Here is a 22,999-nt window from a genome sequence, read left to right on the forward strand (position 1 = left end):
TCGCTTGATCTTTTTGCTCACTTCAAAAACCTTTGTTCCAGCTAGCCTTGCGGCCGTCCTTGCGCGTCGAACTTATGCATGAATTCTGGCATGGGTGTCATGTGGATTTTGTCGCCCACTTGTTGCGCGTGCTGCCCCGATAAGGTGATGGTCAGCAGGCCCGCCTCCGGCACCCGGACATAGAGGATCGTGTCATGGCCAAGGCGCTCGACCAGAGTGACCTGACCGCTCCATTCGCCGCTATTGGCGTCCACGTTAAAGTGTTCGGGGCGGATGCCGATTGTGGCAGCGCCTGCGGTTTGCGCGAAGGCGCCCTTGATGAAATTCATTTTCGGTGAGCCAATGAAACCGGCGACGAACTCTGATGCCGGGTGATTGTAAAGGTCCATCGGGCTGCCGACTTGCTCGATAATGCCGCCGTTGAGCACTACGATCCTGTCGGCCATCGTCATGGCTTCGACCTGGTCGTGGGTGACGTAGATCATGGTGGTGTCCATTCGCTGGTGCAGCTCGCTGATTTCGACCCGCGTTTCGGCGCGCAGGGCGGCGTCGAGGTTGGACAACGGCTCATCGAGCAGGAACACTTTGGGATTTCGGACGATGGCGCGCCCGATGGCCACCCGTTGTCGCTGACCGCCTGACAATTGTCCGGGTTTGCGATCCAGCAACGCTTCGAGCTTAAGCGCTTCGGCGGCGACGCGGACCTTTTCGGCAATCTCAGCCTTGGAACGGCGCTCCAGACTTAGCGAAAAGCCCATGTTTTCGGCGACTGTCATCTGCGGGTAAAGCGCGTAGGATTGGAAAACCATGGCGATGTCGCGCTTTTTCGGGGACAGATCATTTGCGTACTCGCCCCCGATCATACAGTCGCCGCCGCTGATCTCTTCGAGTCCGGCGATCATGCGCAAGAGCGTGCTCTTGCCGCAGCCCGAGGGGCCGACGAACACGATGAATTCGCCGTCTTTGATCGATAGGTTAATGTCGCGCAGAACCTCGACGTCGCCGTAGCGTTTTGTCAGGTCTTTCAGTTCTACTCCGGCCATGAACGACTCCTCTTCATCTTGCGACGCGCGGCGCGCGTATGATTTTGTCGACAGTTGAGGCATCGGCAGGTTTCAGGGCGCGGTCGGGCGTGCCTGCCATGATGTTTGCACAGTCTTGAACGATCATGTCGCCAATCGGGTGGCGCCCACCCTCGACCGCTGCGGCGCGATGTGGGGACCAGATGACGTTTCTGGCGGATCGGTATCTGGATGTGCGGGCCACAGGTTCGACCGGGAATACGTCCGAGGCAAAGCGGATATGGTCGGTCTCAGCCGCCTCCAGCAAGGCGTCGAAGTCCACAAGGTGGGCGCGGCTGGCCAGAACGACGAGTGCGCCCTTGGGCAGGCGCGCGATCAGCTTGCGCGAGATCAGTTGATAGTTTTCGTCTGTGGGTGTGGCGGCGATGACAACGACCCGGCAGGTGCTCATCACCTCGTCCAGCGCGCAAAACTGTATGTCGTCGGGTGCTGTGCCCGAGGCTTTCAACCAGGGATCAAACGCCTTTATCTGCGGTGCAAACGGGGCCAGCAACCGGGTGAGTTCGCGGGCAATCTCCCCGTAACCGACAAAGCCGATGGATTGCCCGTACAGCATGAATTCGTTGCCAATATTGTCACGCAGCCAGCGTTCGCGGTTGTCTCGAAACCGTTCGTGTTCTTCGACAATGCCGCGACATCCGGCAAGCATCAGCCCCAAAGTCATCTCTGCCACCGAATACCGAAAGCCGGGGGAGCAGGACAGCACGTCGATCTGGTTCTCAAAGCAGTAACCATAGTCGATGCCGTCCTGAAAGGTGCCTGACACTTCGATGATGGCCTTGAGTTGGTGCGCTCCGGCCAGTTCGGCAGCGGTCAGCATCGGTTTGGCTGCAACGACAACGTCTGCGTTCGGCAGGTTGTTCAGAAAAACTTCCCGCTCCATTGGCCAGTTAAGACCGCCGATGATCTCGAATGCCACCGCGAGTTTTGCAAAGCTCTCAGGGCTGAACAGTTCTTCGACCTGGCGGAAATGCTGGTCCATGATCAGCAGTGGTTTGGATGTGTTTGACATGGAATCTCCTATTTGACTGCGCCCGCGGTCATGCCGCGCACGAAGTGACGCTGGAACACGAAGAACAGCAGAACGACGGGCAAGGCCATGATCACGGTGCCCGAGGACAGCCCCGAGACGTCGCGTGTCATTGTCCCCTGAAAGTTCAAAAGCCCCACAGACAGCGTGCGCATCTCGTCGCGCGGCAGAAGCAGCAGTCGCAGCAACAGGTCATTCCAGCTCCACAGAAATTCAAGCAGGGCCGTTGTGACCACGGCCGGAGTGGCGATGGGCATCACGACGCGGCGGTAGATCTGAAACTCAGTCGCGCCGTCAATGCGCGCCGCTTCGTGCAACGCCTTGGGTACGCCGATGAAGTAGGATGAGAACATGAACACAAAGACCGATAGCGCCAACGCCAGATCGGCAAAGATCACGCCCAGATGGGTATTCACAAGGCCAATGGAGCGGACGATTGAGTAGAGCGGCAGAATGATCGCCGTCACCGGGATCATCAACCCGATCAAGAAGAGCACCTGCACGATCATTTTGCCCCGGAAATCCATGAATACCAAGGCGTAAGCCGCAAGCGAGGCAACTCCGATCATTACAATCGCATCCACCGTCGAGATGATCAGCGTGTTGAGGAAATAGATGTTGAACTTGCCCTCGGTCCACACCCGTGCGTAATGCTCAAACGTCAGATCAATCGGGGGATACCACGGGGGATTGCCTAGCTCCGTCGTAGGTTTGAGCGACGAAAACACGGTCAGGATCAGCGGCGAGACCATCAGAATGGCAATCACACCCAGACCGAAGATCAGTGCATAGCGACCAAACATCTCAACGCCCCTCCCGGTTCTGAATTTGCATGTAGATGATGGTGGCGACGCTTACGATCACCAGCAGTGCCACCCCAATCGCTGCCCCATAACCATAGTCGTTCTCCAATGCACCGCGCTTGTACATGTAGGTCGACAGGATCTCGCTGAACCGGATTGGCCCACCTTGGGTGGTGGCCCAGACGATGTCGAAGACTTTGAAGGATTGGGTCAGTGTCAGGATGAACACCACGGCCGTGACGGGGCGCAGCGCAGGCATCGTGACAAAGCGAAATTGTTGAACCGCATTGGCGCCATCGACCTTGGACGCCTCATAGAGGTCTTCGTCAACCGCCTGCAATCCGGCCAGAAAGATGATGACGCTGAGGCCGATGGTTGACCATGAATGGGCAAAGGCGAGCGCATAAAGGACGACGCTTGGGTCACCGAGCCAGGGCCGCATCAAAAAATCGAGCCCGATCCCGTCCAGCAATTGGTTGATGACCCCTTTGGGCTGATAGAGCCATCGCCAGATTGTGGCGACCGCCATGGGGGAGATGACAACCGGCAGCACAATCATGGTCTGGAGCAGCAGACGCGCCTTCCAGACCCGGGCCAGCATGGCCGCTATCACAAGCCCCAGCCCCACGTTTATGACGATAATGACGCCGGACCACACGAAGGTATTTCGGAAAGCCTCCCAGAAAATCCTGTCTGAAAAGAGCCGTTGGTAGTTTTCAAAACCGATGTATTCCCGCTCTGGGCTGATCCCGTCCCAATCAGTGAAGGAGTACTCCACCACTGAGAATGTCGGATAGAGCGCGAACACCACATAGATCGCCATCGCGGGTAGCAGAAACAGGACGAGGTTAAGCCGTTGAGCAAGCTTTGAGTCGGGATCAAGGATCACGTGGCAACCTCCTGGCCATACTGTACTTGAGTGCGTCGAAACGAGGGTAAGTGCTCCCAATCTTTGGCAAAATTGGGAGCGTATCAGTTCAACGTTCAGCGAGCCCGCCAGGCAGCATGATCTCGCCTTCTGCCTTCGCTTCAGTCCACGCTTCTTGCATGGCTGCCGTGAACTCTTCAGGCGTCATGACATTCAGCAACAGCGCTTGAAGCCCATCATATGACACAGTGGTCAGGGTGCCGGGCGTGATGGTGTCCAGAAACGCCGGAATCGACCCGTTTGCGGCATGGTCATCGGCCGCTTTCCAGATGTCGACGGCGAGCTGAGGCATGTTCGCCTGGCCCAAAGCGTCCTCCAGTGGGCCAACCGGTATCACGCCATTGTTGATCAGCGTCACGCGACCTTCCATCTGCGTAAGCATGCGGTTGATGTATGCAATCGCGATGTCTTTATGCTCGGAGTTTTCGCGCACATACCAGCCGCTGCCAATCGAGTTGGTCGGGTGGATCATCTGGCCCTGTTCAAAGGGGGGCACCGCAAAGACGGAGTAGTCCGACGCCCGATCACCCGCAGCCTGGATTCCACCGCCAACAACCCAGGGGCCGGTATAGGTCATCGGGATCTCACCCGCCCAAAACGCGTCCATCAACTCGCCGTAACCAATCGCAACGGGCGTCGGCCCGAACCAGCCTGCCTGACCCATTTCCTGCAACTTGGTCGATGCCGCAACAAAGGGGGCGTCGGTCCAAGCGCCATCACCAAACAGGACGTCCTCGATACCCGCGGGGCCTGCGTAGCGGCCAAAGATCATAGACTGCCAATGCGAAATTGGCCACTTGTCCCCGCCTGCAAGGCCAATGGGCGTCTCAAAGCCCGCTGCCATAAGCGCATCTACAGCCGCTTCCATCTCAGCCCAATTGGTCGGGACAGCGACGCCATGCTCGGCAAAGATCGCCTTGTTGTAGAACATGCCCGTGGTCTCGACCTCATTGCCAAAGGCCCACAGCTTGCCGTCGCTGGAGGTCTGCACAATGATCCCTTCGGGGATTGTGTCGCCCCAATTGTGCTCGTAATACGCCTCGGTCAAATCGGCCACCAGACCGCCCGCAATCAGGGCCGCAGGTTGGCCAGGGCCCGTGCCAAAGGTAAAGACATCGGGGCCTTCACCAGCTGAAAGCGCCGGGATCAGTGCGGGGTTGAAGATGTCAGATGTGTTGGTGATCACAGTAAGGTTCACATCCGGATTCTCGTTATTGAACTGATTGGCAATCTCTTCATAAACGGTGGTCTGGCCCGGCTCGCCGCCCACCCACACCACGACTTCTGTCTGTGCGAACGCTGGCATGGCGAGCAATGCCGACATTGACACAAGCGCCCCTGTGAATTTCTGAAACCGCATCTTTTCCTCCCTTGGCTGCACGGATGGCAGAACTGTAATCGTTTACACACATTCTTGTAAACGATTACTTTTTGAAGATTCTGATCGCTATTTTCTGTTGGAAAGCATGTTCATAGCTTGGGAATTCGTAATCTTCTATGCCAATGAATAATCGATGAGAACCAAACCCGCGATTCCGGAGACGTCAATTTCGGAATGTGATTCGTTCCGTTTTCGCGCGTTGGAAAATGTTTCCAATACCCTGTCTGACGCTCTAATTCACCCGATTGAAAATAGACTGGATCGGCCAAGATCAGGCTGGCTTCCGGGATGTCAAAACTCAACCGGCTGGCCCGCGCTATTGAGCTTTTTCAAACCTACATTTGGCAAGCTCAACTGCCTCTCGCTTCTTTCTTGAAAGGACGGCGCCTAATCCCAGTTCGACACAAAACGCCGTCGCATTGAGAGGTTCAGCGGTCGGCAGTTTTTTGCCCCGCAACTTTCACGTTCGTGTCCGCTCCACTTCAGTTCGCTTGTAATGGTGTGGATCGCAACATCGAAACTCAAGAGTTTAGACCGGGTTTTGCCTTATTTTTACTTCACGGCACCCGCAGCCATACCCTTGATGATGTATTTTTCGAGGAAGATGGCAACGATGACCAAGGGCAGGATCGCGGCTGAGGACAAGGCGGCCATGGACCACCAGTTGATACCCTGCGATCCGGTTTGCGAAGCGACCATGACGGGCAGGGTTTTTGCATCCGTTGAGGTCAGTAGCGCCGCAAAGAAGTATTCGTTCCAGCATAGAACGAGGCTTAGAATGAAGGCGGCGACCATGCCGGGCAGGGCGATGGGCAGCACGATTTGAAGGAATGCGCCCCAGATGCCCAGACCATCCACGAGGGCGGCTTCTTCAAGTTCCACCGGGATGCCCTGAAATTGGTCGCGCATGATCCAGATCACAATGGGCAGTACCATGAGTGTGTACAGCAAGATCAAACCGATGCGGCTGTCCAGCAGGTTTAGGGACTTGTAGAGAACAAGAAACGGCAATGCCAAAACCACGGGCGGCAGGATCATCTGGCTGAGGAAAAAGAACGAAATATCCGAATTGCGCATGAAACCGAAGCGGTAGTTGAACCGCGACAAACCATAGGCGGCCAGCGATCCAAGCACCACCGCCAGAGTCGAGGCAGACACCGCGACAATTGCCGAATTCCAGAAACGTTTGAGGAATTCCTCGCGCACTGTGGAAACTTCGCCGATCAGGCGGGGCGACAGGCCAAGACTCTCCCAGCCTTTCCATTTAGGGGTGAAATCCCAGAACGGAATCATATTACCGCGCATCACATCGGGCGCCATTTTGAAGGATGTGGTCAGTGTCCAGTAGATTGGAAAAAGGCAGATGATTGCCCAAGTGATCAGGGCGGCATAGATCGCCACACGGCTGGCCCACCATTTCACGCGGACCTGGCGATCGGCCTCATGATCTTTGAAAATCGCGCTCATGCCGGGCGCTCCATGAATCGACTGACCAGTTTAAGCAGCAGGGTGATGAACACCACAATCAACACCAGATAAACCATCGCCAAGAGCGTGCCGTAGCCCACATTGGAGCGGTCCCTGTATTCGCGGAAAATGAAGCTGGTGACGGAATCCGTGGCACCCCCGGGCCCGCCAGAAGTGACATTGATGATGATATCCGCGAGCTTCAGTTTGAAGATGATGCGTATCACGATGGCCGTGACAGATACGGGCAACATCAAGGGGAAAATGACTTCCTTAAAGCTTTGCCAGCCGGTCGCGCCGTCGACTTTGGACGCTTCGATCACTTCGCGTGGCAGTGCTTGAAGACCCGCCAACAGCATGATCATCATGAAAGGAATAAAGGTCCAGGCGTCCATCGCCATGATCACAAAGCGCGCCAATTCGGGTGACCCGAAAAAGCTGGGCCTGTCCCATCCCAATTCGCGCGCCAAACGCGCGAGCGGGCCAAAACGCGGCTCCATCATGGATTTGCCAACCATCCAACTGACCGCGACCGGGCTGAGCATCAGTGGCAGTAAAAACACGACACGAAAGAACTTGCGCGCGCGGATCTGGGCGTTCAGCAGCAGCGCGAGGCCAAAGGCGATCACATATTCGACGCTGATGGCGGCCACGTAATAGACCATGTTTTTCAACGCGTTCCAGTAAAACGTGTCATTCCACATCTGCCTCATATTATCCCAGCCATTGGGTTGCGGGCCGTTCAGGGACGCCAGGTTCCAATCGGTGAACGAAATATAGAGCGCAAAGAGCAGCGGGAAGACTACGAGGCTGATCACAAAGAGCGCGGCGGGTAACACAAAAAGCGTACGTTTGCCTTTTTCACCGTTCACGATGACCTGCGCGGCACAAAGGGCTGTCGCCCAGAGCAGATAGGCAAAAAGCACGGGCCGCCATGTGTCGAATCCAATCGCCAGACGACCTGTATCATGCGCGAATTGCCCGGCAGCGAGCAGCAAAAACAGCGCCGCCGACCCCCAGACCATCATTCGACCGATACGCCTGCGGCTGTCTGAAATAGCGTCAAGCGTGACGGTGTGGAGGAGGTCGCCTTCAGTATTCATCAGAGGAGGTTAGCGCCCTATGTGTCGACTGTTAACCTTGAAAATCACACTTGGACTTTTTCTTCGCTGGATAGGGCGGACACAGCGAATTTACTGTACCTGCGGTTGTGTTTTTGACTAGCTTTGCGGACATTCAACACATGAGGAGGACCGGATGAGCGTTTCGCTGCAAGTTATCTACCCTGTCACAGAGCAGACGACCTTTGATTTTGACTATTACCTGTCAACCCACATGGACCTCGTTGGTCAATACATGGGGCCACATATTGCAAATACCGTTGTCGTAAGAGGGCAGGCGGGCCCTGAAGGGAGCCCGGCAGGATACCATGCGATCGCAACGATTTTGTTTAATGATCAGAGCGCTTTTGATGGGGCTATGGCGGTGGCGGGGCCGGTCGTCGAGGATATCGCAAAATTCTACAATGGCACGCCGCAGATGCTGGTCGGCGAGGTCGTGGGTTGATCTCACAGCTGCCTCTAGAAGCAAAAAAGGCGCAACGGGTGGCTGCGCCTTTTGATCTTTAAATGGGTCGGATTACAGGCCGAGTGAGGCCTTATAAAGCGCGATCTGACTGTCGCGCCCGATCTGATCGGTGATCTTTTCCCAAGCGGCCGCAATGGCATCTGCGGTTTCCTGAGCCGATCCGTATTGCCCGGCATAGCCTTTGGCCAATTCATCCTCAGCCACAGAATAATACTGGAAGATGCCCGGAATGCGCGGTTCAATTGCCGCATTCGGGTGGTTGTAGCTATCCGCGTTGGAACCAAGATAATCCTCAACGAAAGCACGGTCGTATCCGGCTTCTTCCCACTCTTCGAACTGGAAGTGCGAATTCCGGTAAGGCTGGAAACCCGACGGATAGGCTGAGGCCCAAAGCGACAGGTCTTTGCCCCCCAGATGGGCAGCGGCCGACCATGCGGCTTTCTTCTTCTTCTCGTCGCCCTCAACCGTGGCCATGACGTAAACGCCCCAGCCGATATACGCGTTGTTGGGGGATACGTTGGGCGTATCTTCCCATGCGCCGGATTGTGAATTCCACACCCGCTCGGATCCTGGATTGATGTCAAAACCGACAACGTCGCCCACCACGGATGTATCCGATGTCCGGGCGGAGGAACCAACGTCACCCCACCAGTTCAACATACCGCCCGTGCCCGCAAGGAACTGTTGGAACGCGGTGGTGCCGGGGTCGGCATTGATCTGATCAGCCGGATAGGCGTTTGCCGCGATCAGATCCATGACGTCCTGAATGGCCTGCACAAATGCCGGATTGTTGACCCGAGGTTTCATCGTCTCAGGATCAAAAAGCCAAGCCGGATCATCCGGGTGTTTGGCATAGGGTGCCGCGCGGTTTTCAAGGAAATAGAAGCCAAAACCGCCCCAGCCTTTGAGCGGATCAAGATAGCCATGTGCATCCAACCCGGTGAGCGGATCGGTTTTACCCACAAGGAATTTTGACTGCGCGTTGACCGCTTCCCATGTGGTCGGCTGTTCCCAGGGCGTGGTGTTGCCAGCATCGGCCCAGGCCTGCGCGAACTCTTCGTTTTCGTAATAATCTTTGCGATACGCAAACGTATGGGTGTCACCGTCAATGGAGACGCGATAGGTCTTGCCATCCCATGTGCCAACCGGCGCTTTGAGGTAATCCACATAGTCGTCCATGTCGATCTGGTCTTTTACCCAATCGGGCATTTCCGATGCCATGCCACGGCCCAACACATCGCCTTCAAACGGTGCACCCATTTCAACGATGTCAAAGTCAACGGTGCCGGTGGCGATTGATTGCTGCAAGCGCGCGTTATAATCGGCCTGTGCGAGGTCGATCCAGTTGATCTTCGCGCCTGTGTAGGCTTCCCATGGCTTCAGGAATCCGCGGAATAGAAAGTTGTGCAGGTTCTGGTTGTTCAGGCCCATGAAGGTCAGTTCAACGCCTTCAAACTCCCCCTCAGCCACGTTCTCCTTCGTGGCGCCAAGACAAAGTTCGCCGACTTTTTGCCAATCGCTGTCAGTGGGGGATCCCGCACCCACGCCCGGGATTTTCAGGATTTCAGCACGCACATTGCCGTGTCCATCGGCATAGGCTGCGGCCTTTGGCATCATGGCGACGGCTCCGACAGCCGCCGTGCCTTTCAACATCTGGCGGCGGTTCATCTTCTGCGCCGCCTTGATATAATTATACAGGTCTACTTTCATTTCCATCCTCCCGAGACGTGGTGATACGTTTGATCCGTGAGGTAATGGCGACGCGCATTGGAGTAGTCTTTTTATAACTTGCTCGCGCCGCGTCATTCCCCCAAGAAACATCACTATGGTCGAGAATGACGCCAAGTCAACAAAAGCTGCCCGACGGGCGTGGACAACGTAAAACCCTTTCTCTAGCATCGAAATTCGAAGTCGGGGGAATGCGGCGCATGGCGGGCGTTAAAATACAAGACATCAGAAAATCCTATGGGGCGACTGAGGTCATCCATGGGTTGAACGTCGATATTTCAGATGGGGAATTCGTCGCTTTGGTCGGGCCATCAGGGTGTGGCAAATCCACTTTGTTGCGCATGATTGCAGGCCTTGAACCCATCAATGGCGGCACAATTGCGATCGGTGAACGGGTCGTCAATAACCTTCCCCCGGCACAGCGCGACATTGCGATGGTGTTCCAAACCTATGCGCTCTATCCGCATAAATCGGTCGCTGAAAACATGGGATTTGCCTTGAAGGTCGCCAAGACGGATCGTGGGGAAATCCAGCGCCGCGTCCAGGAGGCGGCTGAAATCCTGAGCCTTACGGAGTACCTTGACCGCAAGCCGCGGCACTTGTCGGGTGGGCAGCGCCAGAGGGTCGCGATGGGGCGGGCCATTGTAAGGGATCCACAGGTGTTTCTGTTCGACGAGCCGCTCTCCAACCTTGATGCGAAGCTGCGCATACAGATGCGTACAGAAATCAAAGAACTGCACCAGCGTCTGAAAACCACAACGGTTTTCGTCACCCATGATCAGATAGAGGCGATGACGCTGGCAGACCGCATTGTGGTCATGCAGGCCGGCAAGATTGAACAGATCGGCACGCCGCTGGAACTTTATGACAATCCGGCCAATGAATTTGTAGCGACGTTTATCGGCGCGCCTTCCATGAACCTGCTTGATGCGACTTTTCAAGATGGCGCTGTCACACTAGCCGGGCACAAAGTACCGCTAAAGGGTGTCTCTCACGAGGGGGCGATCCGCCTTGGTGTGCGCCCGGAACATCTCAATCTGGTACGGGCCGGGGAGGGGCTGGCGATGGAGGTCAAAGTGGTGGAACCGACTGGGTCCGAAACGATGGTTTTCCTGCGCTTCAATGGCCAGGACATCACAGCCATGTTTCGAGAGCGCCATGCTTTTAAACCCGGAGAGACGATCCATCTTGCCCCTGATCCGGTTCACTTGCATTGCTTTGATGCCAAGACCGGTCAGAGGGTCGGTTAACCTGCATGACCGCGCGCGCAATCCTTTGTTTTGGCGACAGCAACACGCACGGAACGCGCGCCATGACCAGCAGTTTCGACAGACGACGCCTTGAACCCACAGCGCGCTGGACATCAATCATGGGAAAAGCGCTTGGCCCGGACTTTGATGTGATTGCAGAAGGTCATCCCGGGCGGACGACGGTTTTTGACGACCCGATCGAAGGAACACATAAAAACGCGCGCCGCGCCTTGCAAGCCATTCTGGAGAGCCATCGCCCGATTGATCTGGTGATCATGATGCTGGGCACGAATGATCTCAAAGCGCGGTTCAATGTTTCCGCGCATGATATCTCTCTTGGGGTGCAACGTCTGATCATGGAAATCCACGGCAATGACAGCGGGCCGGAGGGGACTGCCCCGGCCGTGTTGCTTGCGGCACCCGTGCCGGTGATCGAAACCGGTGTGTTTGCGGACACCTTCGCCGGGGCGGCAGAGAAATCCCGCGCCTTACCTGCGTTGCTGGAACAGATCGCCGCACGTCAGGACGTTGCATTCGCGGACATGGGCCAACATGCGACGGTGGACCCGGTCGACGGCATTCATCTGGATGCCACGGCGCATGCCGCGATTGGCGGCGTGATGGCCAAATCTGTGTTAGCGTTTTTCAAGGAATGACAAGGAAGGACACGAGATGCTCAAGGGAATAGACCCGATATTGAATGCGGATGTGCTTTATGCGCTGCGGGCGATGGGGCATGGCGATGATCTGATCATCGCAGATAGCAACTTTCCCTCTGACAGTGTTGCGCGTGAAACGGTTCTGGGTGAAGTGTTACGCATTGATTGTTCCGCGGCCGAGGTCGTGCGTGCGGTTCTGTCTGTCTACCCTCTGGACACTTTCGTTGATGATGCGGCAGCGCGCATGGAAGTGGTCGGTGAGCCGGATACAATGATGCCAGTGATGCAGGAAGTTCAGGCGCAGGTGACGGCCGTTGGCGGTCCGACAATGATAAGCATCGAGCGCTTTGATTTCTACGACCGCGCCAAGCAGGCCTATGCGGTGATCCAGACCGGGGAGCGTCGGTTTTACGGTTGTTTCGCACTGCGCAAAGGCGTGGTCCCCCCAGAAGCTGAGGGCTGATAGATGGGAAAGGTAAGCGTTCTGGGCGTTTTTGTGGCCGACACGGCGTATCGTGCAGATCGCATGCCCCGCATGGGGGAAACGATCATGGGCAATACGTTTTCGCTGGGGCCGGGCGGCAAAGGATCAAATCAGGCCGTCGCCTCCGCGAAGATCGGCGCGGATACGCATATGATCTCCAAATTGGGGCAGGATGACTTTGCCAAATTGGCGCTGGAAACCTGGGCCAAGGCGGGGGTAATCGCGCATGTGGATCAGATCAGCCAAAGTTATACCGGAGCCGCCTATATTTTCATTGAGGAAAGCACCGGCGATAATGCGATTATTATCGCACCAGGTGCTGCTGCGCTCATCAGTGTGGCCGATGTGGACGCGAAAGCCGATCTGATCAAGGGTTCGGATGTGTTCGTCACGCAGTTGGAACAACCGATGGAAGCTGCGGTGCGCGCGCTGGAAATCGCCCATGAAGCCGGGGTCACAACGATTTTGAACCCGGCACCAGCGGCAACACTACCTGATGGGATGCTCGCCTTATGTGACTATGCGACCCCAAATGAGACGGAATGCGAAGCGCTTACAGGGATTGCAGTGGACAGCGAAGCAGATGCTCTGCGCGCCGCAGAAGCCTTGTGCGATTTGGGCGTGAAAACCCCCGTCATTACGATGGGCGAGCGGGGTGCCTATTTGCACGGCCACGGTTTGGTGCCTGCGGTCTCCGCTGGTAAGGTTGTGGAAACAACTGGTGCAGGCGATGCTTTCAACGGAGGCTTTGCCGCTGCTCTGTCAGAGGGGAAAACCGCTTTGGAAGCGGTCAAATTCGGATGTGCAACGGCAGGTATTTCAGTGACGCGTGCCGGGACCGCCCCTGCCATGCCCAGCCGGGCAGAGGTCGATGCACTGCTGACGACTTAGGACAGTTTGATCGTAGCTTTGTCAAGCAAGCGGTGCGTCAACTGGTGATGTTTTGATGAGTGGTGATCTTTGCCTCAACGGCCTTCCGTCGCTGCCAATACCTGATGGAACCTGCATGGCCGCGGACAAATCGATCTCACCAGTACGTTCTTTGGAGTTGCGACTGCCGCTTCGACAGGAGGTGTCAGAACGAAACAATAACAGTTGCATTTGATCCGCGGTCATTCACGCCCTCAGATGCGATGGTGTCGCATCTGAGGAAGCTGTATTCGTGCGCAGGCGCGATGAACCGAATGAGCAGAAAATCGGTTGGCATTCTCACCTTTTTGGCACACAGTGCTCAGTCTACCCCGCCTCCCGTAACCTGTCGTCAAACAAGGCGTTTGCAAGGGTTACCATGATGATATCTCGAGGTTCTTCGAGGCCGTGAGTTTTGACATCAGCTGTGTTCCGCAGTTCCCTGTTGGGGAAAGGTTCCGAGCCAAATAGAGTTTGCGCATGCCATATCTGAAGCCGTGCCTCTTGGCTCGATGAATGCGGATAGCGCGCGCCGGCATATATCCATTACATTGAAATCAAGAGCGATCTTGCACTTTTTTATGTTCACGCGACCCGCGTTTTAGAATACTTGAGCCGTTCGTCTTATCTGCGTAAAACGTTTGAGCGGTGCTGCCACTTCTGGCACTGCCAAGGAGCAACCTCAATTTCCTGGAAGGGCCTCGATATGAACCGGTCGGACGTCAATGAGATCCTCAAAGCGGGTGATGCTTTTATCCGTGGCTTTGGCCATATCCTGCCGCCTTTTGCCTATTGGACGCCCGAAAAAATGCGCGCTGGAGCTGCCGAAGACATGCGGGCACGTGGATTGGGCTGGGACATCACCGATTACGGTGAAGGCCGCTTTGATGAGATGGGCCTTTTTCTGTTCACCACGCGCAACGGCAGGGTTGAGGATTTGGATGCGGGGCGCGGTATGCTTTATGCCGAAAAGATCATGATCACACGAGAGAAACAACTCTCCCCGATGCATCGACATAACATAAAGGCCGAGGACATCATCAATCGCGGTGGCGGTGATCTGATCATTGAACTGTTTGCGCCAAAACTGGACGGCACCATTGATCCGGATGCCAAGGTCACAGTGCCCTGTGATGGCATAGAGCGCACTTTTGAGGCTGGCGCGCATCTGAAGCTGGCACCGGGTGAAAGCGTTACGCTGATGCCGGGTATCTGGCATGCGTTTTGGGCGGAAAAAGGCGACTGTCTGATTGGCGAGGTTTCCACGGTAAACGACGATCGCACCGACAATGTCTTTTCCATGCCCATTGGGCGGTTTTCCGACATTACCGAGGATGAAGCGCCGGTGCATTTGCTGGTGTCGGACTACTAAACCGTTTTATCCCACGGCATTGCGGGCGACGGAAACGGCCTTGAGAACGGCAAAGATCTTGCGCCCGGGTTGTAAATCGAGCGCTGCGGCGGAGCGACGCGTGACTCGGGCCAGGATCAAGGCGTTCCCAAAAGACACCTGCACCATGGCACCTGGACCCGCTCCTATTCGCACCTCGCGCACGGTTACATCCAGCACATTAAGCGCCGATATGCCCTCTGGGCGCTGCGTGGCCAGCATCACATCCTGCGCTTCGATCCAGATGCGCAAGGGCGTGCCGAGGGGATGATTGACGCGTGGCAGGAGCAGCGTACTTCCTTCGGCATCCAATGTGGTCAGGCCGTCGGAATGATGCTCTCTGACGCGTGCCTCAACCATCGCCCCGGCCGAACGCACGCCGATTGGCGTCACGGCGGGATCACTCAGCACATCCGCTGCCGGGCCTTGGCGCGTCACACGTCCAGCATCCAGCGCCACAACGCTTGTGGCAATGCGTGCAACTTCTGAGGCGGCATGGCTGACGTAGAGGATCGGCACCGACACCTCATCACGGATCCGTTCGAAATAGGGCAGGATCTCGGCTTTGCGCTGTTCATCAAGGGCGGCAAGAGGCTCATCCGCCAGGATAATTTTCGGGCAGGCCAAGAGCGCGCGGCCAATCGCAACACGCTGCTTTTCACCGCCAGACAGAGCAGTAGGACTGCGCGTCAGTAAAGGCCCAATGCCCAGCATCTCAACGATCTTGCCGAAGTCCTCGCGCCGTTCGGATTTCGGCGCAAACCAGCGCCCATATTTCAGGTTCTGCTGAACCGTAAGGTGGGGGAACAGCCGCGCATCCTGAAAGATATAGCCAAGCCTGCGCTTATGGGGCGGCGTCCAATGGCCCTGATCGGTGTCAAAAAGAACCCAATCCTCTGCCGTAACACGCCCCTGATCCGGTTTTATAAGACCGGCAACGGCGTTGATAATCGTGGTTTTGCCCGCCCCGGAACGTCCAAAAAGAACGGTGATACCAGCCGGGGCCTCAAAATCCACGGCCATGGAAAATCCATCAAATTTATGACGCAGCGACACGGCGAGGCTCATAAAGCGCCCACCTTTTTTGCGGCACGGCGCGCCAGCCATTCCGAGCCCAAAAGTGCCGCCATTGCGATCACCACGGAAACGATCACAAGCCGCCATGCGGAAGCTTCCCCACCGGGGATCTGCAAGAATGCGTAGATCGCGGAAGGCACAGTTTGCGTCTGGCCGGGGATGTTGGAGACAAAGGTGATGGTCGCGCCAAATTCGCCCATGGCCTTGGCAAAGGCAAGGATAGCCCCGGCGATGATCCCCGGCAGGATCAGCGGCAATGTGACGGTCACAAAGACCCAAATGCGCGAGGCCCCCAGCGTTCCGGCGGCTTGTTCCAGTTTCGGATCCACCGCTTCAATAGACAGCCGCATCGCCCGCACCATCAAAGGAAATGCCATCACGGCGGCGGCCAGCGCAGCCCCTGTCCAGCGAAAGGCAAAGACGATGCCAAGATCTTGAAGAAACCCGCCTACTGGACCCGTGGTGCCAAAAGTGACCAGCAACAGATATCCGGTAACGACAGGCGGCAGGATCAGAGGCAAATGCACCAGACCATTCACCAGCTGTTTTCCGGGAAAGTCACAGCGCGCCAGCACATAAGCGACCCAAAGCCCGACGGGAAGGCTTAGCAAGGTCGCCCAAAACGACACTTTGAGCGACAAGGCAACAGCGCGCCATTCTTCAGGTCCCAGCCATTCCGTCATGAGGGTGGAACCAGAACGTCAAAGCCATGTTTTTCAAAAATCGCGCGGGATCTTTGTTGGCGTAAATGCGTGATAAACCGCGTCGTTGCGTCCGAGGATGGTCCCGCGACAAGGGCGACGGGATAACGAATTTTCTCGTGGCTGCCGGAGGGGAACCTTGCCAGGATGCTGACGCGGGGCTCGGCCAGCGCGTCGGTTTCATAGACGATGCCGAAGGGCGCTTCGCCCCGCGCGACTAACGCCAGTGCCGCGCGCACATTGTCGGTTTGCGCAACCTGATCTTGCAACGCATCCCAGACGCCAAAAGAGTCCAAAGCGGTTTTACCATAGATGCCTGCCGGTACCGCGTCGACCAGTGCCATTGCGATGCGATTTCCCTCAAGTGTTGCGAGCAGGGATGATGCGTTCATGTCAAAGGCTGCGGCCTGATCGACGTGCGCGATCAGGACCAGTTGATTGCCGAGAAGGTCAAAGCGACTATCTGGCGAAATGGCACCCCGCTCCTCCAGCCAGTCCATCCAATCTGGGCTGGCCGCGATGAAGATATCGGCAGGTGCACCCAATGATATCTGACGTGCCAGGACTGAGGTGCCGGCATAGGATATGGCGGTGGTCTGATCGGTTTGATCCTCGAAGTCCGCTGCAACTTCATCCAGCGCTGTTTTCAAGCTGGCGGCAGCGAAAACGGTTGTTTCAGCTTGGACCATCGCGGGCGGCATCGCCAAGCACGCGAAAGAAAGCGCGCTAGTCCGCAGAAAGCGGCGTATGTAACGCGCAATTACACGCACGTCAGCGGCCTTCCATTGATGCAGCAGTTCTGGGCAGTTGCGTTTGGAATAAGGAATGAAACCGGTGTCATGAACGACACCCTGTTTCAGCCAGCGCGATGATGCAAGGCCGGGCAGTTTCGCCTGTCACATTCGATTGGTTTTATGACATTTAAGATTAGGGTAACGCGCCTAGGCGGATTGTTAAGTTCGGCTCTGCTAGAGATGAATTTCAACCCGAAAAAAACAGGTCACGTAGCGCCTTTTAGCATTCCTGTCTCAGTTATGGGGCGCAACCGACTTGCGCCCAGCGTGCTCAGCGCCAAAAGTACCGCCGCCGTCGCGAGGCACAGTGGAAGCCCGCCGATCTGGTAGCTGAGACCCGACAAGACGGTGCCCATTAAGCGGCCAAGAGCGTTGGCCATATAGTAAAATCCCACGTCCATTGTGACCCGCGTCTCTGAGCTAAAGGCGAGAATGAGATAGGAATGCAACGCGGAGTTAACGGCGAAAAGCGCCCCAAAGAACAGCAAACCTGCAATCAATGTGGCCGTGAGCCAAGGCGTGGGTTCTGGCGTTACGAAGGCCAGCGCGGCCAGAAGGACAGGAATTGCAATGAGGCTTGCCCCCCAGTGACGGGCGCTGCGGATGATTTGTGCCTCAGCGCGATTGTGAGCGTCTAATATCCGGGGTGCATAGGCTTGCACCGCACCATAAAGGATGATCCACAGGGCCATGAAGCTGCCAATGGTGAAAAATGCCGTTCGGTTTCCCGCTTCTGATCCATCCGACAGCACCGAGTAAAAATAGATCGGGATGCCGACCACGAACCAGACATCGCGGGCTGCGAATAAGAACATCCGTGAAAAGCTCAGCCAGTTAACATTGGCATTCTTGGAGAAAACTTCGCGAAATTTTGCATCCTTGCGACCCACAGGCAGTCCTTTGGGCATTTTGAGCGCAATTGCGACCAGGATACAGGCCAGAAGGGCTGCCATTCCCAAAACCGATGCTTTGAGACCCACCAGACCTAAAAGCACTGCGCCGAGCAGAAATCCCAGCCCTTTGACGGCGTTTTTCGAACCCGTTAGCAGGGCAACCCAACGAAACAGGCCACCCTGTTCGGAAGGGGCCAGCACTTTCACCGCAGACTTTGCACTCATCTTCGACAGATCTTTAGCGACGCCCGAAGCCCCCTGAACGGCCATGACGTAGATAACAGAAACAGCTAGGGTCCAGTTCGGGTCCAGTTGCGCCAGAGCGATCAGCGCCGCGACCTGCAGGGCGAGCCCGGCATAGAGCGTCAATGTCAGTCCAAAACGTGCTGCAATCCAACCGGCGCTGAGATTGGTGATCACGCCCGCGATTTCATAAAGCACAAACAGATAGGCCAGCTTTACTGGCGAAAAGCCGAGCGTGTGAAAGTGCAACAGAACCAACATGCGCAGCGCGCCATCCGTCAGCATAAAGGCCCAATAGGCGGCAGTGACCGCGACATAGGCCGCCGCTGCGCGCGACTGGCTCACAGGCTTTCGCCGACCATAAAGGCGACGTCCACCAGCCGATTGGCATAGCCCCACTCATTGTCATACCAGACATAGACTTTCAGTTGGGTGCCGTTGATCACCATCGTCGAGGGGGCGTCCACAATGCCGGATCGCGGGTCGTTAGTGTAATCTGCACTGACGAGCGGGCGTGTTTCATAGCCCAAAATACCCTTGAGATCACCGTTTGCCGCCGTTTCGAAAAGAGCATTCACTTCATCAACTGTTGTTTCGCGTTCCAGTTCGAAAACGCAATCGGTAAGTGAGGCATTCAACAGAGGGACCCGTACGGCGTGACCATTCAGACGCCCCTTGAGTTCCGGATAAATCAGGGTAATCGCCGTTGCACTGCCCGTCGTGGTGGGGATCAGAGAATTCAGCGCAGAACGGGCGCGGCGTAGATCCTTGGCAGGGCGGTCCACAATCGTTTGGGTGTTGGTCACATCGTGGATTGTCGTGATCGACCCGTGTTTGATCCCGAGGTTTTCGTGCACAACCTTGACGACGGGCGCGATGCAGTTGGTGGTACAACTGGCAGCAGTGACAATTTTGTGCCGCTCCGGGTCGTAAGCTTTATTGTTCACGCCAAAGACAACATTGGCGGTCGGTCCGTCCTTAACCGGCGCAGAGACCACAACCTTTTTCACACCAGCGGCGAAATAGGGGGCCAGGCGCGCTTCGGTCTTGAAAACACCGGTACAGTCGATCACCACGTCGACACCGTCCAGCGGCAGTTGCGCGAGCTGCGTTTTATTGTGAACAGGCAGTTTCGTACCATCGATTTTTATACTGTCTGCATCCGCGCTGAAACGGGCGGGCCAGCGTCCATGCACGCTGTCAAACTCCAACAAATGCGCATGCATCGCCGGATCACCGACCGCATCATTGATCCACGCAATTTCAGCACCGCGTTCCAGCAGCGGTCGCAGGGCCAGTTTGCCAATGCGGCCCAGACCGTTGATCGCATAGACGGTCATCAAGAGACTCCTTCAAGAGCGCGGACCGCGATGTCATCCACTGCGGCTTGCAGAGATGTTCTGCTATGGGTGTCAAATGGCAAAGCTGCAAAGGCTTTGATGCGATTGCTCAGAGCGCCATAAGTGAGTTGAAACGCAAGCCTGCGTTCGGCAAGCGTGCCTGTGGCTTGTACCGGGTCAGGAAGACCCCAATGCCCGCTGATCGGTTGGCCTTCCCAGGCAGGACATTCTTCATTTGCGGCGCGATTGCAAACGGTGAACACAAAATCCATTTTGGGCGCATTCGAGCTCTGAAACTCAGAAATGTGTTTAGATCGCAGTGTGGATATTTCATGGCCTTTTGATTGCAGCATTTCTACTGCGAGTGGATTGAGTTCTGATCCGGGCGTTGTCCCTGCAGAGTAGACCGTGAATTGGCTTCCTTCGAGATCGCGCAAAATCGTTTCTGCAAAAATGGATCTTGCAGAATTCCCAGTGCAGATGAACAGAACGTTGAGCGGTTTGCCTGCCGCGGCACGCTGTATCTGGGCCAAGGGGTTTGCGAACGATGGGCATAAATCTGGCCGACCCCGACAACAATCTGTGACAATGAAATCAATGAGTTCCGCCGTCGCTTTGGTATTGGCGCGGTATTGCAGTGATGTGCCAACCCGGTTTTTCGATATGAGGTTCGCATCACTTAAAATCGACAGATACACAGAGGTCGTCGAAGGCTTCAAATCCAAAGCCGATGCGATTTCCCCGGCGGGTACGGCATCAGGGAGCCTGCGCATCAGCATCCGGAAAACGGAAAGGCGCTGTGGATGGCTCAGTGCCGTCAGGCGTAAAAGAGATTCTATTTCCATAATTTATAAATAACGGAAATAATGCTTCACGCAATAGTTTTGACTGCTGCGCAACGCTTATTTCGCGCGGGACATTCCAGCTAAGTCAGTCCAGTTTGAAGCCAATGTCTTGGATAAATGTCGCAAAATCTGTGCGCTGTGGGGATGCGTACATTTTGGCTTTGGCTTCGGACCAACCCGGTCCATCCGCGCCCGCTAGCCGTCGCGTATCATACTCGTGCACTTCGCCCTCTGCAATGTCAGCAAACTGATCGTGGTGCATCGTCTTGGTCAGCGGCAACCGCGCACTGATTGGGGGTGTCTGTGCAGGATGCCCGACGGCCAAGCCGGCGACCGGAAAGACGTGGTCGGGAAGTTTAAGCAGGTCTTTTACCTCGGGCAGATGATTGCGTATCGTGCTGATTGGACAGCACCCCAGACCCGTGCTTTCTGCCGCCATCACGAAGAACGCGAGCGCGATGCCTGCGTCTACGCTGGCGTTGAAAAACGCATCCAGATGGTCGTTTGGAAATGGCTGTTCCTGCCACTTCTGAATTTGCCTTTGGCGTCGATTATTGGCCAGAAAGATAACCATTGCTGGCGCATCGGCGATCCAGTCCTGTGCGATCAACAAGGTTTTCAGATTTTCTAAGAGGGACGGATCGGTGACGATCAGGATATCGCGTTGTTGCAGATCGCTCTTGGAGGGGGCGCATAAGGCCGCCGCGCAAAGTGTTTCCAAAACAGCCCGTTCCACAGGGTCTGGTCGGAAACGTCGACACGACCCGCGCGCGGCCAAGCTGTTGAGGGCTGCATTTTCTGCCAGCGGTTCAGGCACAGCCAATTTATCACCGAAACGCTGAGAAAAAAGTTGATTAAGCGACGCTTCAGACATGGGAATACACTGCAATATTGTAAATAAATCTTACAGAAACCATTAGAACTTATTCCTTCTCGTTAGCATTTCTGGCGTTTATAGCATAAACCCGACGCAAACAGCCACAAGTCAGGAATCCCCTTTGGACGGACGATCCGACCCCCTTCACGTATCAGTATGGCGTGGAAATCCGGATGGCGGGTATTTCCAGGAGTTCGAGGTGCCTGCGCTGGAAAACCAGACAATTCTGGATGTCGTGTCGTGGATTCAACAATATGCTGATGCCACGTTGACCTATCGTTTTGCCTGTCGCGTCGGGATGTGCGGATCTTGTGCGATGATGGTGAATGGGCAACCACGGTGGACCTGTCGGACCCATGTAAAGAAGGTCCTCAAAGACCGAAAGGTCGAAATCGCACCGTTGCGAAATCTGCCTGTTATCAAGGACCTCGCGGCCGATATGGATCCCTTCTTTGATAAATGGGTTGCTGCAGGTGGCGCACATGCGCCCAGTGCCTCGCGGGACGATCCAATTGCGGCAATTGATCCGACGGATGGCGTGCGTGTTGAAGCCAGTGCAGGGATCGAGTGCATCAACTGTTCAATCTGCTATGCGGCCTGTGACACCGTGGCGGGAAATCCTGATTACTTGGGTCCAGCGGCTTTGCAGCGCGCTTGGACCCTTTTGAACGACGAAAAACATGGTGATCGTGACAGCATCCTAGATACGGTTTCCGGCGCGGGTGGTTGCCACAATTGCCATTCCATGGGCAGTTGCACCGTCTTCTGTCCCAACGACCTCGATCCGATGTCGGCGATTGCCGGTTTGAAGCGGGAGACGACAAAGCGTTTCTTTGGGAGGCGCAAATAGGCGATGCTTGATCTACGTCTCTACATGCTGCAACGGATCACGGCGCTGATCATGGCGCCGCTGACGCTCGGGCATATCGCGGTGATGATCTATGCTGTGCAAGGCGGGCTCTCGGCTGAAGAAATACTGGGGCGTACGCAGGGTTCTGTTTTCTGGTTTCTGTTCTACGGATCCTTTGTGGTGGCGGTCTCCGTACACGCAGCGATCGGGTTGCGCGTGATCTTTCACGAAACTTTTGGCCTGCGCGGCCGTTCGTTGAATTTGTTTATGTGGGGCACGGGGCTGGTGTTGCTTTGCATGGGGCTACAAGCATTGATTGCGGTGACATGGGCGGGCGGCCCGTGAGACCAGCGCGTACGCATCCGCTCTGGCTGGCTTTCGTCCTGCACCGCGTGTCTGGTGTCGCGCTTGCCTTGTTTTTACCAGTGCATTTCTGGGTTTTATCCTACGCGCTGACACAACCAGAGAAGCTAAACCAGTTTCTAAGCTTTGCCGAACAACCCATTGTTAAATTGGCAGAGTTCGGATTGGTTTTTCTGTTAGCGGTCCACGCGTTTGGGGGCATAAGACTGATGGCGATGGAGTGGTTGCCATGGTCCGCGCCGCAAAAAACACTGGCGGCGGGCGCGGTCGGAGTCGCGTTTTTAATTTCGGGCACATTCTTTTTGCAGGTAGTCTAGG

At 55.9% G+C, this 22,999-nt stretch carries 24 protein-coding genes; 9 read left to right on the forward strand and 15 right to left on the reverse strand.

From position 1 onward, the window contains the following. Positions 1–41: 41 nt before the first annotated feature. From R8G34_21210 to R8G34_21240, 7 genes are all read right to left on the reverse strand, one after another. Positions 42–1,043 (reverse strand): ABC transporter ATP-binding protein, encoded by a 1,002-nt coding sequence (locus R8G34_21210; protein MDW3225373.1) that lies wholly within the window; start codon positions 1,041–1,043, stop codon positions 42–44. A gap of 13 nt (positions 1,044–1,056) precedes the next feature. Next, entirely contained in the window at positions 1,057–2,094 is a 1,038-nt protein-coding gene (locus tag R8G34_21215) for an NAD(P)-dependent oxidoreductase (GenBank protein MDW3225374.1), read from the reverse strand. Between the two features lie 8 nt (positions 2,095–2,102). Continuing rightward, positions 2,103–2,915 (reverse strand): carbohydrate ABC transporter permease, encoded by an 813-nt coding sequence (locus tag R8G34_21220; GenBank protein ID MDW3225375.1) that lies wholly within the window; start codon positions 2,913–2,915, stop codon positions 2,103–2,105. A gap of 1 nt (position 2,916) precedes the next feature. Then, the gene (locus R8G34_21225; protein MDW3225376.1) at positions 2,917–3,804 is read right to left on the reverse strand and encodes a sugar ABC transporter permease; all 888 of its coding nucleotides are present in this window, start codon (positions 3,802–3,804) and stop codon (positions 2,917–2,919) included. 88 nt (positions 3,805–3,892) lie between these two features. Next, positions 3,893–5,203: an extracellular solute-binding protein gene (locus R8G34_21230; GenBank protein MDW3225377.1), complete on the reverse strand. Its 1,311-nt coding sequence runs from the start codon at positions 5,201–5,203 to the stop codon at positions 3,893–3,895. Between the two features lie 573 nt (positions 5,204–5,776). Continuing rightward, entirely contained in the window at positions 5,777–6,691 is a 915-nt protein-coding gene (locus R8G34_21235; GenBank protein MDW3225378.1) for a carbohydrate ABC transporter permease, read from the reverse strand. Continuing rightward, positions 6,688–7,794, reverse strand: coding sequence for a sugar ABC transporter permease (locus R8G34_21240; protein MDW3225379.1), 1,107 nt, complete (start codon positions 7,792–7,794; stop codon positions 6,688–6,690). The genes R8G34_21235 and R8G34_21240 overlap by 4 nt, the downstream gene beginning before the upstream one ends. Before the next feature lie 154 nt (positions 7,795–7,948). Here R8G34_21240 and R8G34_21245 point away from each other — a divergent pair, with 154 nt between their 5' ends. After that, positions 7,949–8,257 (forward strand): EthD family reductase, encoded by a 309-nt coding sequence (locus tag R8G34_21245; protein MDW3225380.1) that lies wholly within the window; start codon positions 7,949–7,951, stop codon positions 8,255–8,257. Between the two features lie 72 nt (positions 8,258–8,329). Here R8G34_21245 and R8G34_21250 read toward each other — a convergent pair whose 3' ends face one another. Further along, positions 8,330–9,988 (reverse strand): substrate-binding domain-containing protein, encoded by a 1,659-nt coding sequence (locus R8G34_21250; protein MDW3225381.1) that lies wholly within the window; start codon positions 9,986–9,988, stop codon positions 8,330–8,332. A gap of 218 nt (positions 9,989–10,206) precedes the next feature. Here R8G34_21250 and ugpC point away from each other — a divergent pair, with 218 nt between their 5' ends. The 5 genes from ugpC to R8G34_21275 all read left to right on the forward strand — a co-directional run bounded on the left by ugpC (position 10,207) and on the right by R8G34_21275 (position 14,680). Next, complete coding sequence (gene ugpC, locus R8G34_21255) at positions 10,207–11,256, forward strand: sn-glycerol-3-phosphate ABC transporter ATP-binding protein UgpC (GenBank protein ID MDW3225382.1); 1,050 nt, start codon at positions 10,207–10,209, stop codon at positions 11,254–11,256. A gap of 5 nt (positions 11,257–11,261) precedes the next feature. Further along, positions 11,262–11,912, forward strand: coding sequence for an SGNH/GDSL hydrolase family protein (locus R8G34_21260; GenBank protein ID MDW3225383.1), 651 nt, complete (start codon positions 11,262–11,264; stop codon positions 11,910–11,912). A gap of 16 nt (positions 11,913–11,928) precedes the next feature. After that, the gene (locus R8G34_21265; GenBank protein ID MDW3225384.1) at positions 11,929–12,378 is read left to right on the forward strand and encodes an RbsD/FucU domain-containing protein; all 450 of its coding nucleotides are present in this window, start codon (positions 11,929–11,931) and stop codon (positions 12,376–12,378) included. 3 nt (positions 12,379–12,381) lie between these two features. Further along, the gene (gene rbsK / locus R8G34_21270) at positions 12,382–13,290 is read left to right on the forward strand and encodes a ribokinase (GenBank protein ID MDW3225385.1); all 909 of its coding nucleotides are present in this window, start codon (positions 12,382–12,384) and stop codon (positions 13,288–13,290) included. Between the two features lie 724 nt (positions 13,291–14,014). After that, positions 14,015–14,680 carry a D-lyxose/D-mannose family sugar isomerase gene (locus R8G34_21275; protein ID MDW3225386.1) on the forward strand — a complete coding sequence of 222 codons (666 nt, stop codon included), beginning with the start codon at positions 14,015–14,017 and terminating at the stop codon, positions 14,678–14,680. 6 nt (positions 14,681–14,686) lie between these two features. On the opposite strand, the gene modC is transcribed toward R8G34_21275, so the two are convergent. From modC to R8G34_21310, 7 genes are all read right to left on the reverse strand, one after another. Beyond that, positions 14,687–15,766, reverse strand: a complete 1,080-nt coding sequence (modC, locus tag R8G34_21280; protein MDW3225387.1) for a molybdenum ABC transporter ATP-binding protein — start codon at positions 15,764–15,766, stop codon at positions 14,687–14,689. Beyond that, positions 15,763–16,458: a molybdate ABC transporter permease subunit gene (modB, locus tag R8G34_21285; GenBank protein ID MDW3225388.1), complete on the reverse strand. Its 696-nt coding sequence runs from the start codon at positions 16,456–16,458 to the stop codon at positions 15,763–15,765. Before modB ends, modC begins: the two co-directional genes overlap by 4 nt. Further along, positions 16,455–17,165: a molybdate ABC transporter substrate-binding protein gene (gene modA / locus R8G34_21290; GenBank protein ID MDW3225389.1), complete on the reverse strand. Its 711-nt coding sequence runs from the start codon at positions 17,163–17,165 to the stop codon at positions 16,455–16,457. The genes modB and modA overlap by 4 nt, the downstream gene beginning before the upstream one ends. Before the next feature lie 311 nt (positions 17,166–17,476). After that, the gene (gene arsJ, locus R8G34_21295; GenBank protein ID MDW3225390.1) at positions 17,477–18,751 is read right to left on the reverse strand and encodes an organoarsenical effux MFS transporter ArsJ; all 1,275 of its coding nucleotides are present in this window, start codon (positions 18,749–18,751) and stop codon (positions 17,477–17,479) included. After that, positions 18,748–19,746, reverse strand: a complete 999-nt coding sequence (locus R8G34_21300) for an ArsJ-associated glyceraldehyde-3-phosphate dehydrogenase (protein ID MDW3225391.1) — start codon at positions 19,744–19,746, stop codon at positions 18,748–18,750. Before R8G34_21300 ends, arsJ begins: the two co-directional genes overlap by 4 nt. Beyond that, a complete protein-coding gene (locus tag R8G34_21305) occupies positions 19,746–20,591 on the reverse strand; it encodes a helix-turn-helix domain-containing protein (GenBank protein ID MDW3225392.1) in 846 nt (281 codons plus the stop codon). The genes R8G34_21300 and R8G34_21305 overlap by 1 nt, the downstream gene beginning before the upstream one ends. 85 nt (positions 20,592–20,676) lie before the next feature. After that, the gene (locus R8G34_21310) at positions 20,677–21,465 is read right to left on the reverse strand and encodes a nitroreductase family protein (GenBank protein ID MDW3225393.1); all 789 of its coding nucleotides are present in this window, start codon (positions 21,463–21,465) and stop codon (positions 20,677–20,679) included. A gap of 124 nt (positions 21,466–21,589) precedes the next feature. Between R8G34_21310 and R8G34_21315 the strand changes: the two genes are divergently transcribed. Genes R8G34_21315 through sdhC form a run of 3 tightly spaced genes read left to right on the forward strand, consistent with a single transcriptional unit; the run spans position 21,590 to position 22,998 of the window. Further along, the gene (locus tag R8G34_21315) at positions 21,590–22,318 is read left to right on the forward strand and encodes a 2Fe-2S iron-sulfur cluster-binding protein (GenBank protein MDW3225394.1); all 729 of its coding nucleotides are present in this window, start codon (positions 21,590–21,592) and stop codon (positions 22,316–22,318) included. Between the two features lie 3 nt (positions 22,319–22,321). After that, positions 22,322–22,663 (forward strand): succinate dehydrogenase, encoded by a 342-nt coding sequence (locus tag R8G34_21320; protein MDW3225395.1) that lies wholly within the window; start codon positions 22,322–22,324, stop codon positions 22,661–22,663. Further along, on the forward strand, positions 22,645–22,998 hold the full coding sequence (gene sdhC, locus R8G34_21325) for a succinate dehydrogenase, cytochrome b556 subunit (protein MDW3225396.1): 354 nt from the start codon (positions 22,645–22,647) through the stop codon (positions 22,996–22,998). The genes R8G34_21320 and sdhC overlap by 19 nt, the downstream gene beginning before the upstream one ends. Position 22,999 lies beyond the last annotated feature (1 nt).

The sequence above is a fragment of the Paracoccaceae bacterium genome (genome assembly GCA_033344815.1).
In the GTDB taxonomy this organism is placed as follows: Bacteria; Pseudomonadota; Alphaproteobacteria; order Rhodobacterales; family Rhodobacteraceae; genus Roseobacter.

Bases quoted from the DNA above. Each gene is read 5' to 3' on its own strand.
- R8G34_21210 (MDW3225373.1), bottom strand. From the start codon at position 1,043: ATGGCCGGAGTAGAACTGAAAGACCTGACAAAACGCTACGGCGACGTC.
- R8G34_21215 (MDW3225374.1), bottom strand. From the start codon at position 2,094: ATGTCAAACACATCCAAACCACTGCTGATCATGGACCAGCATTTCCGC.
- R8G34_21220 (MDW3225375.1), bottom strand. From the start codon at position 2,915: ATGTTTGGTCGCTATGCACTGATCTTCGGTCTGGGTGTGATTGCCATT.
- R8G34_21230 (MDW3225377.1), bottom strand. From the start codon at position 5,203: ATGCGGTTTCAGAAATTCACAGGGGCGCTTGTGTCAATGTCGGCATTG.
- R8G34_21235 (MDW3225378.1), bottom strand. From the start codon at position 6,691: ATGAGCGCGATTTTCAAAGATCATGAGGCCGATCGCCAGGTCCGCGTG.
- R8G34_21240 (MDW3225379.1), bottom strand. From the start codon at position 7,794: ATGAATACTGAAGGCGACCTCCTCCACACCGTCACGCTTGACGCTATT.
- R8G34_21245 (MDW3225380.1), top strand. From the start codon at position 7,949: ATGAGCGTTTCGCTGCAAGTTATCTACCCTGTCACAGAGCAGACGACC.
- R8G34_21250 (MDW3225381.1), bottom strand. From the start codon at position 9,988: ATGAAAGTAGACCTGTATAATTATATCAAGGCGGCGCAGAAGATGAAC.
- ugpC (MDW3225382.1), top strand. From the start codon at position 10,207: ATGGCGGGCGTTAAAATACAAGACATCAGAAAATCCTATGGGGCGACT.
- R8G34_21260 (MDW3225383.1), top strand. From the start codon at position 11,262: ATGACCGCGCGCGCAATCCTTTGTTTTGGCGACAGCAACACGCACGGA.
- R8G34_21265 (MDW3225384.1), top strand. From the start codon at position 11,929: ATGCTCAAGGGAATAGACCCGATATTGAATGCGGATGTGCTTTATGCG.
- rbsK (MDW3225385.1), top strand. From the start codon at position 12,382: ATGGGAAAGGTAAGCGTTCTGGGCGTTTTTGTGGCCGACACGGCGTAT.
- R8G34_21275 (MDW3225386.1), top strand. From the start codon at position 14,015: ATGAACCGGTCGGACGTCAATGAGATCCTCAAAGCGGGTGATGCTTTT.
- modC (MDW3225387.1), bottom strand. From the start codon at position 15,766: ATGAGCCTCGCCGTGTCGCTGCGTCATAAATTTGATGGATTTTCCATG.
- modB (MDW3225388.1), bottom strand. From the start codon at position 16,458: ATGACGGAATGGCTGGGACCTGAAGAATGGCGCGCTGTTGCCTTGTCG.
- modA (MDW3225389.1), bottom strand. From the start codon at position 17,165: ATGGTCCAAGCTGAAACAACCGTTTTCGCTGCCGCCAGCTTGAAAACA.
- R8G34_21300 (MDW3225391.1), bottom strand. From the start codon at position 19,746: ATGACCGTCTATGCGATCAACGGTCTGGGCCGCATTGGCAAACTGGCC.
- R8G34_21305 (MDW3225392.1), bottom strand. From the start codon at position 20,591: ATGGAAATAGAATCTCTTTTACGCCTGACGGCACTGAGCCATCCACAG.
- R8G34_21310 (MDW3225393.1), bottom strand. From the start codon at position 21,465: ATGTCTGAAGCGTCGCTTAATCAACTTTTTTCTCAGCGTTTCGGTGAT.
- R8G34_21320 (MDW3225395.1), top strand. From the start codon at position 22,322: ATGCTTGATCTACGTCTCTACATGCTGCAACGGATCACGGCGCTGATC.
- sdhC (MDW3225396.1), top strand. From the start codon at position 22,645: ATGGGCGGGCGGCCCGTGAGACCAGCGCGTACGCATCCGCTCTGGCTG.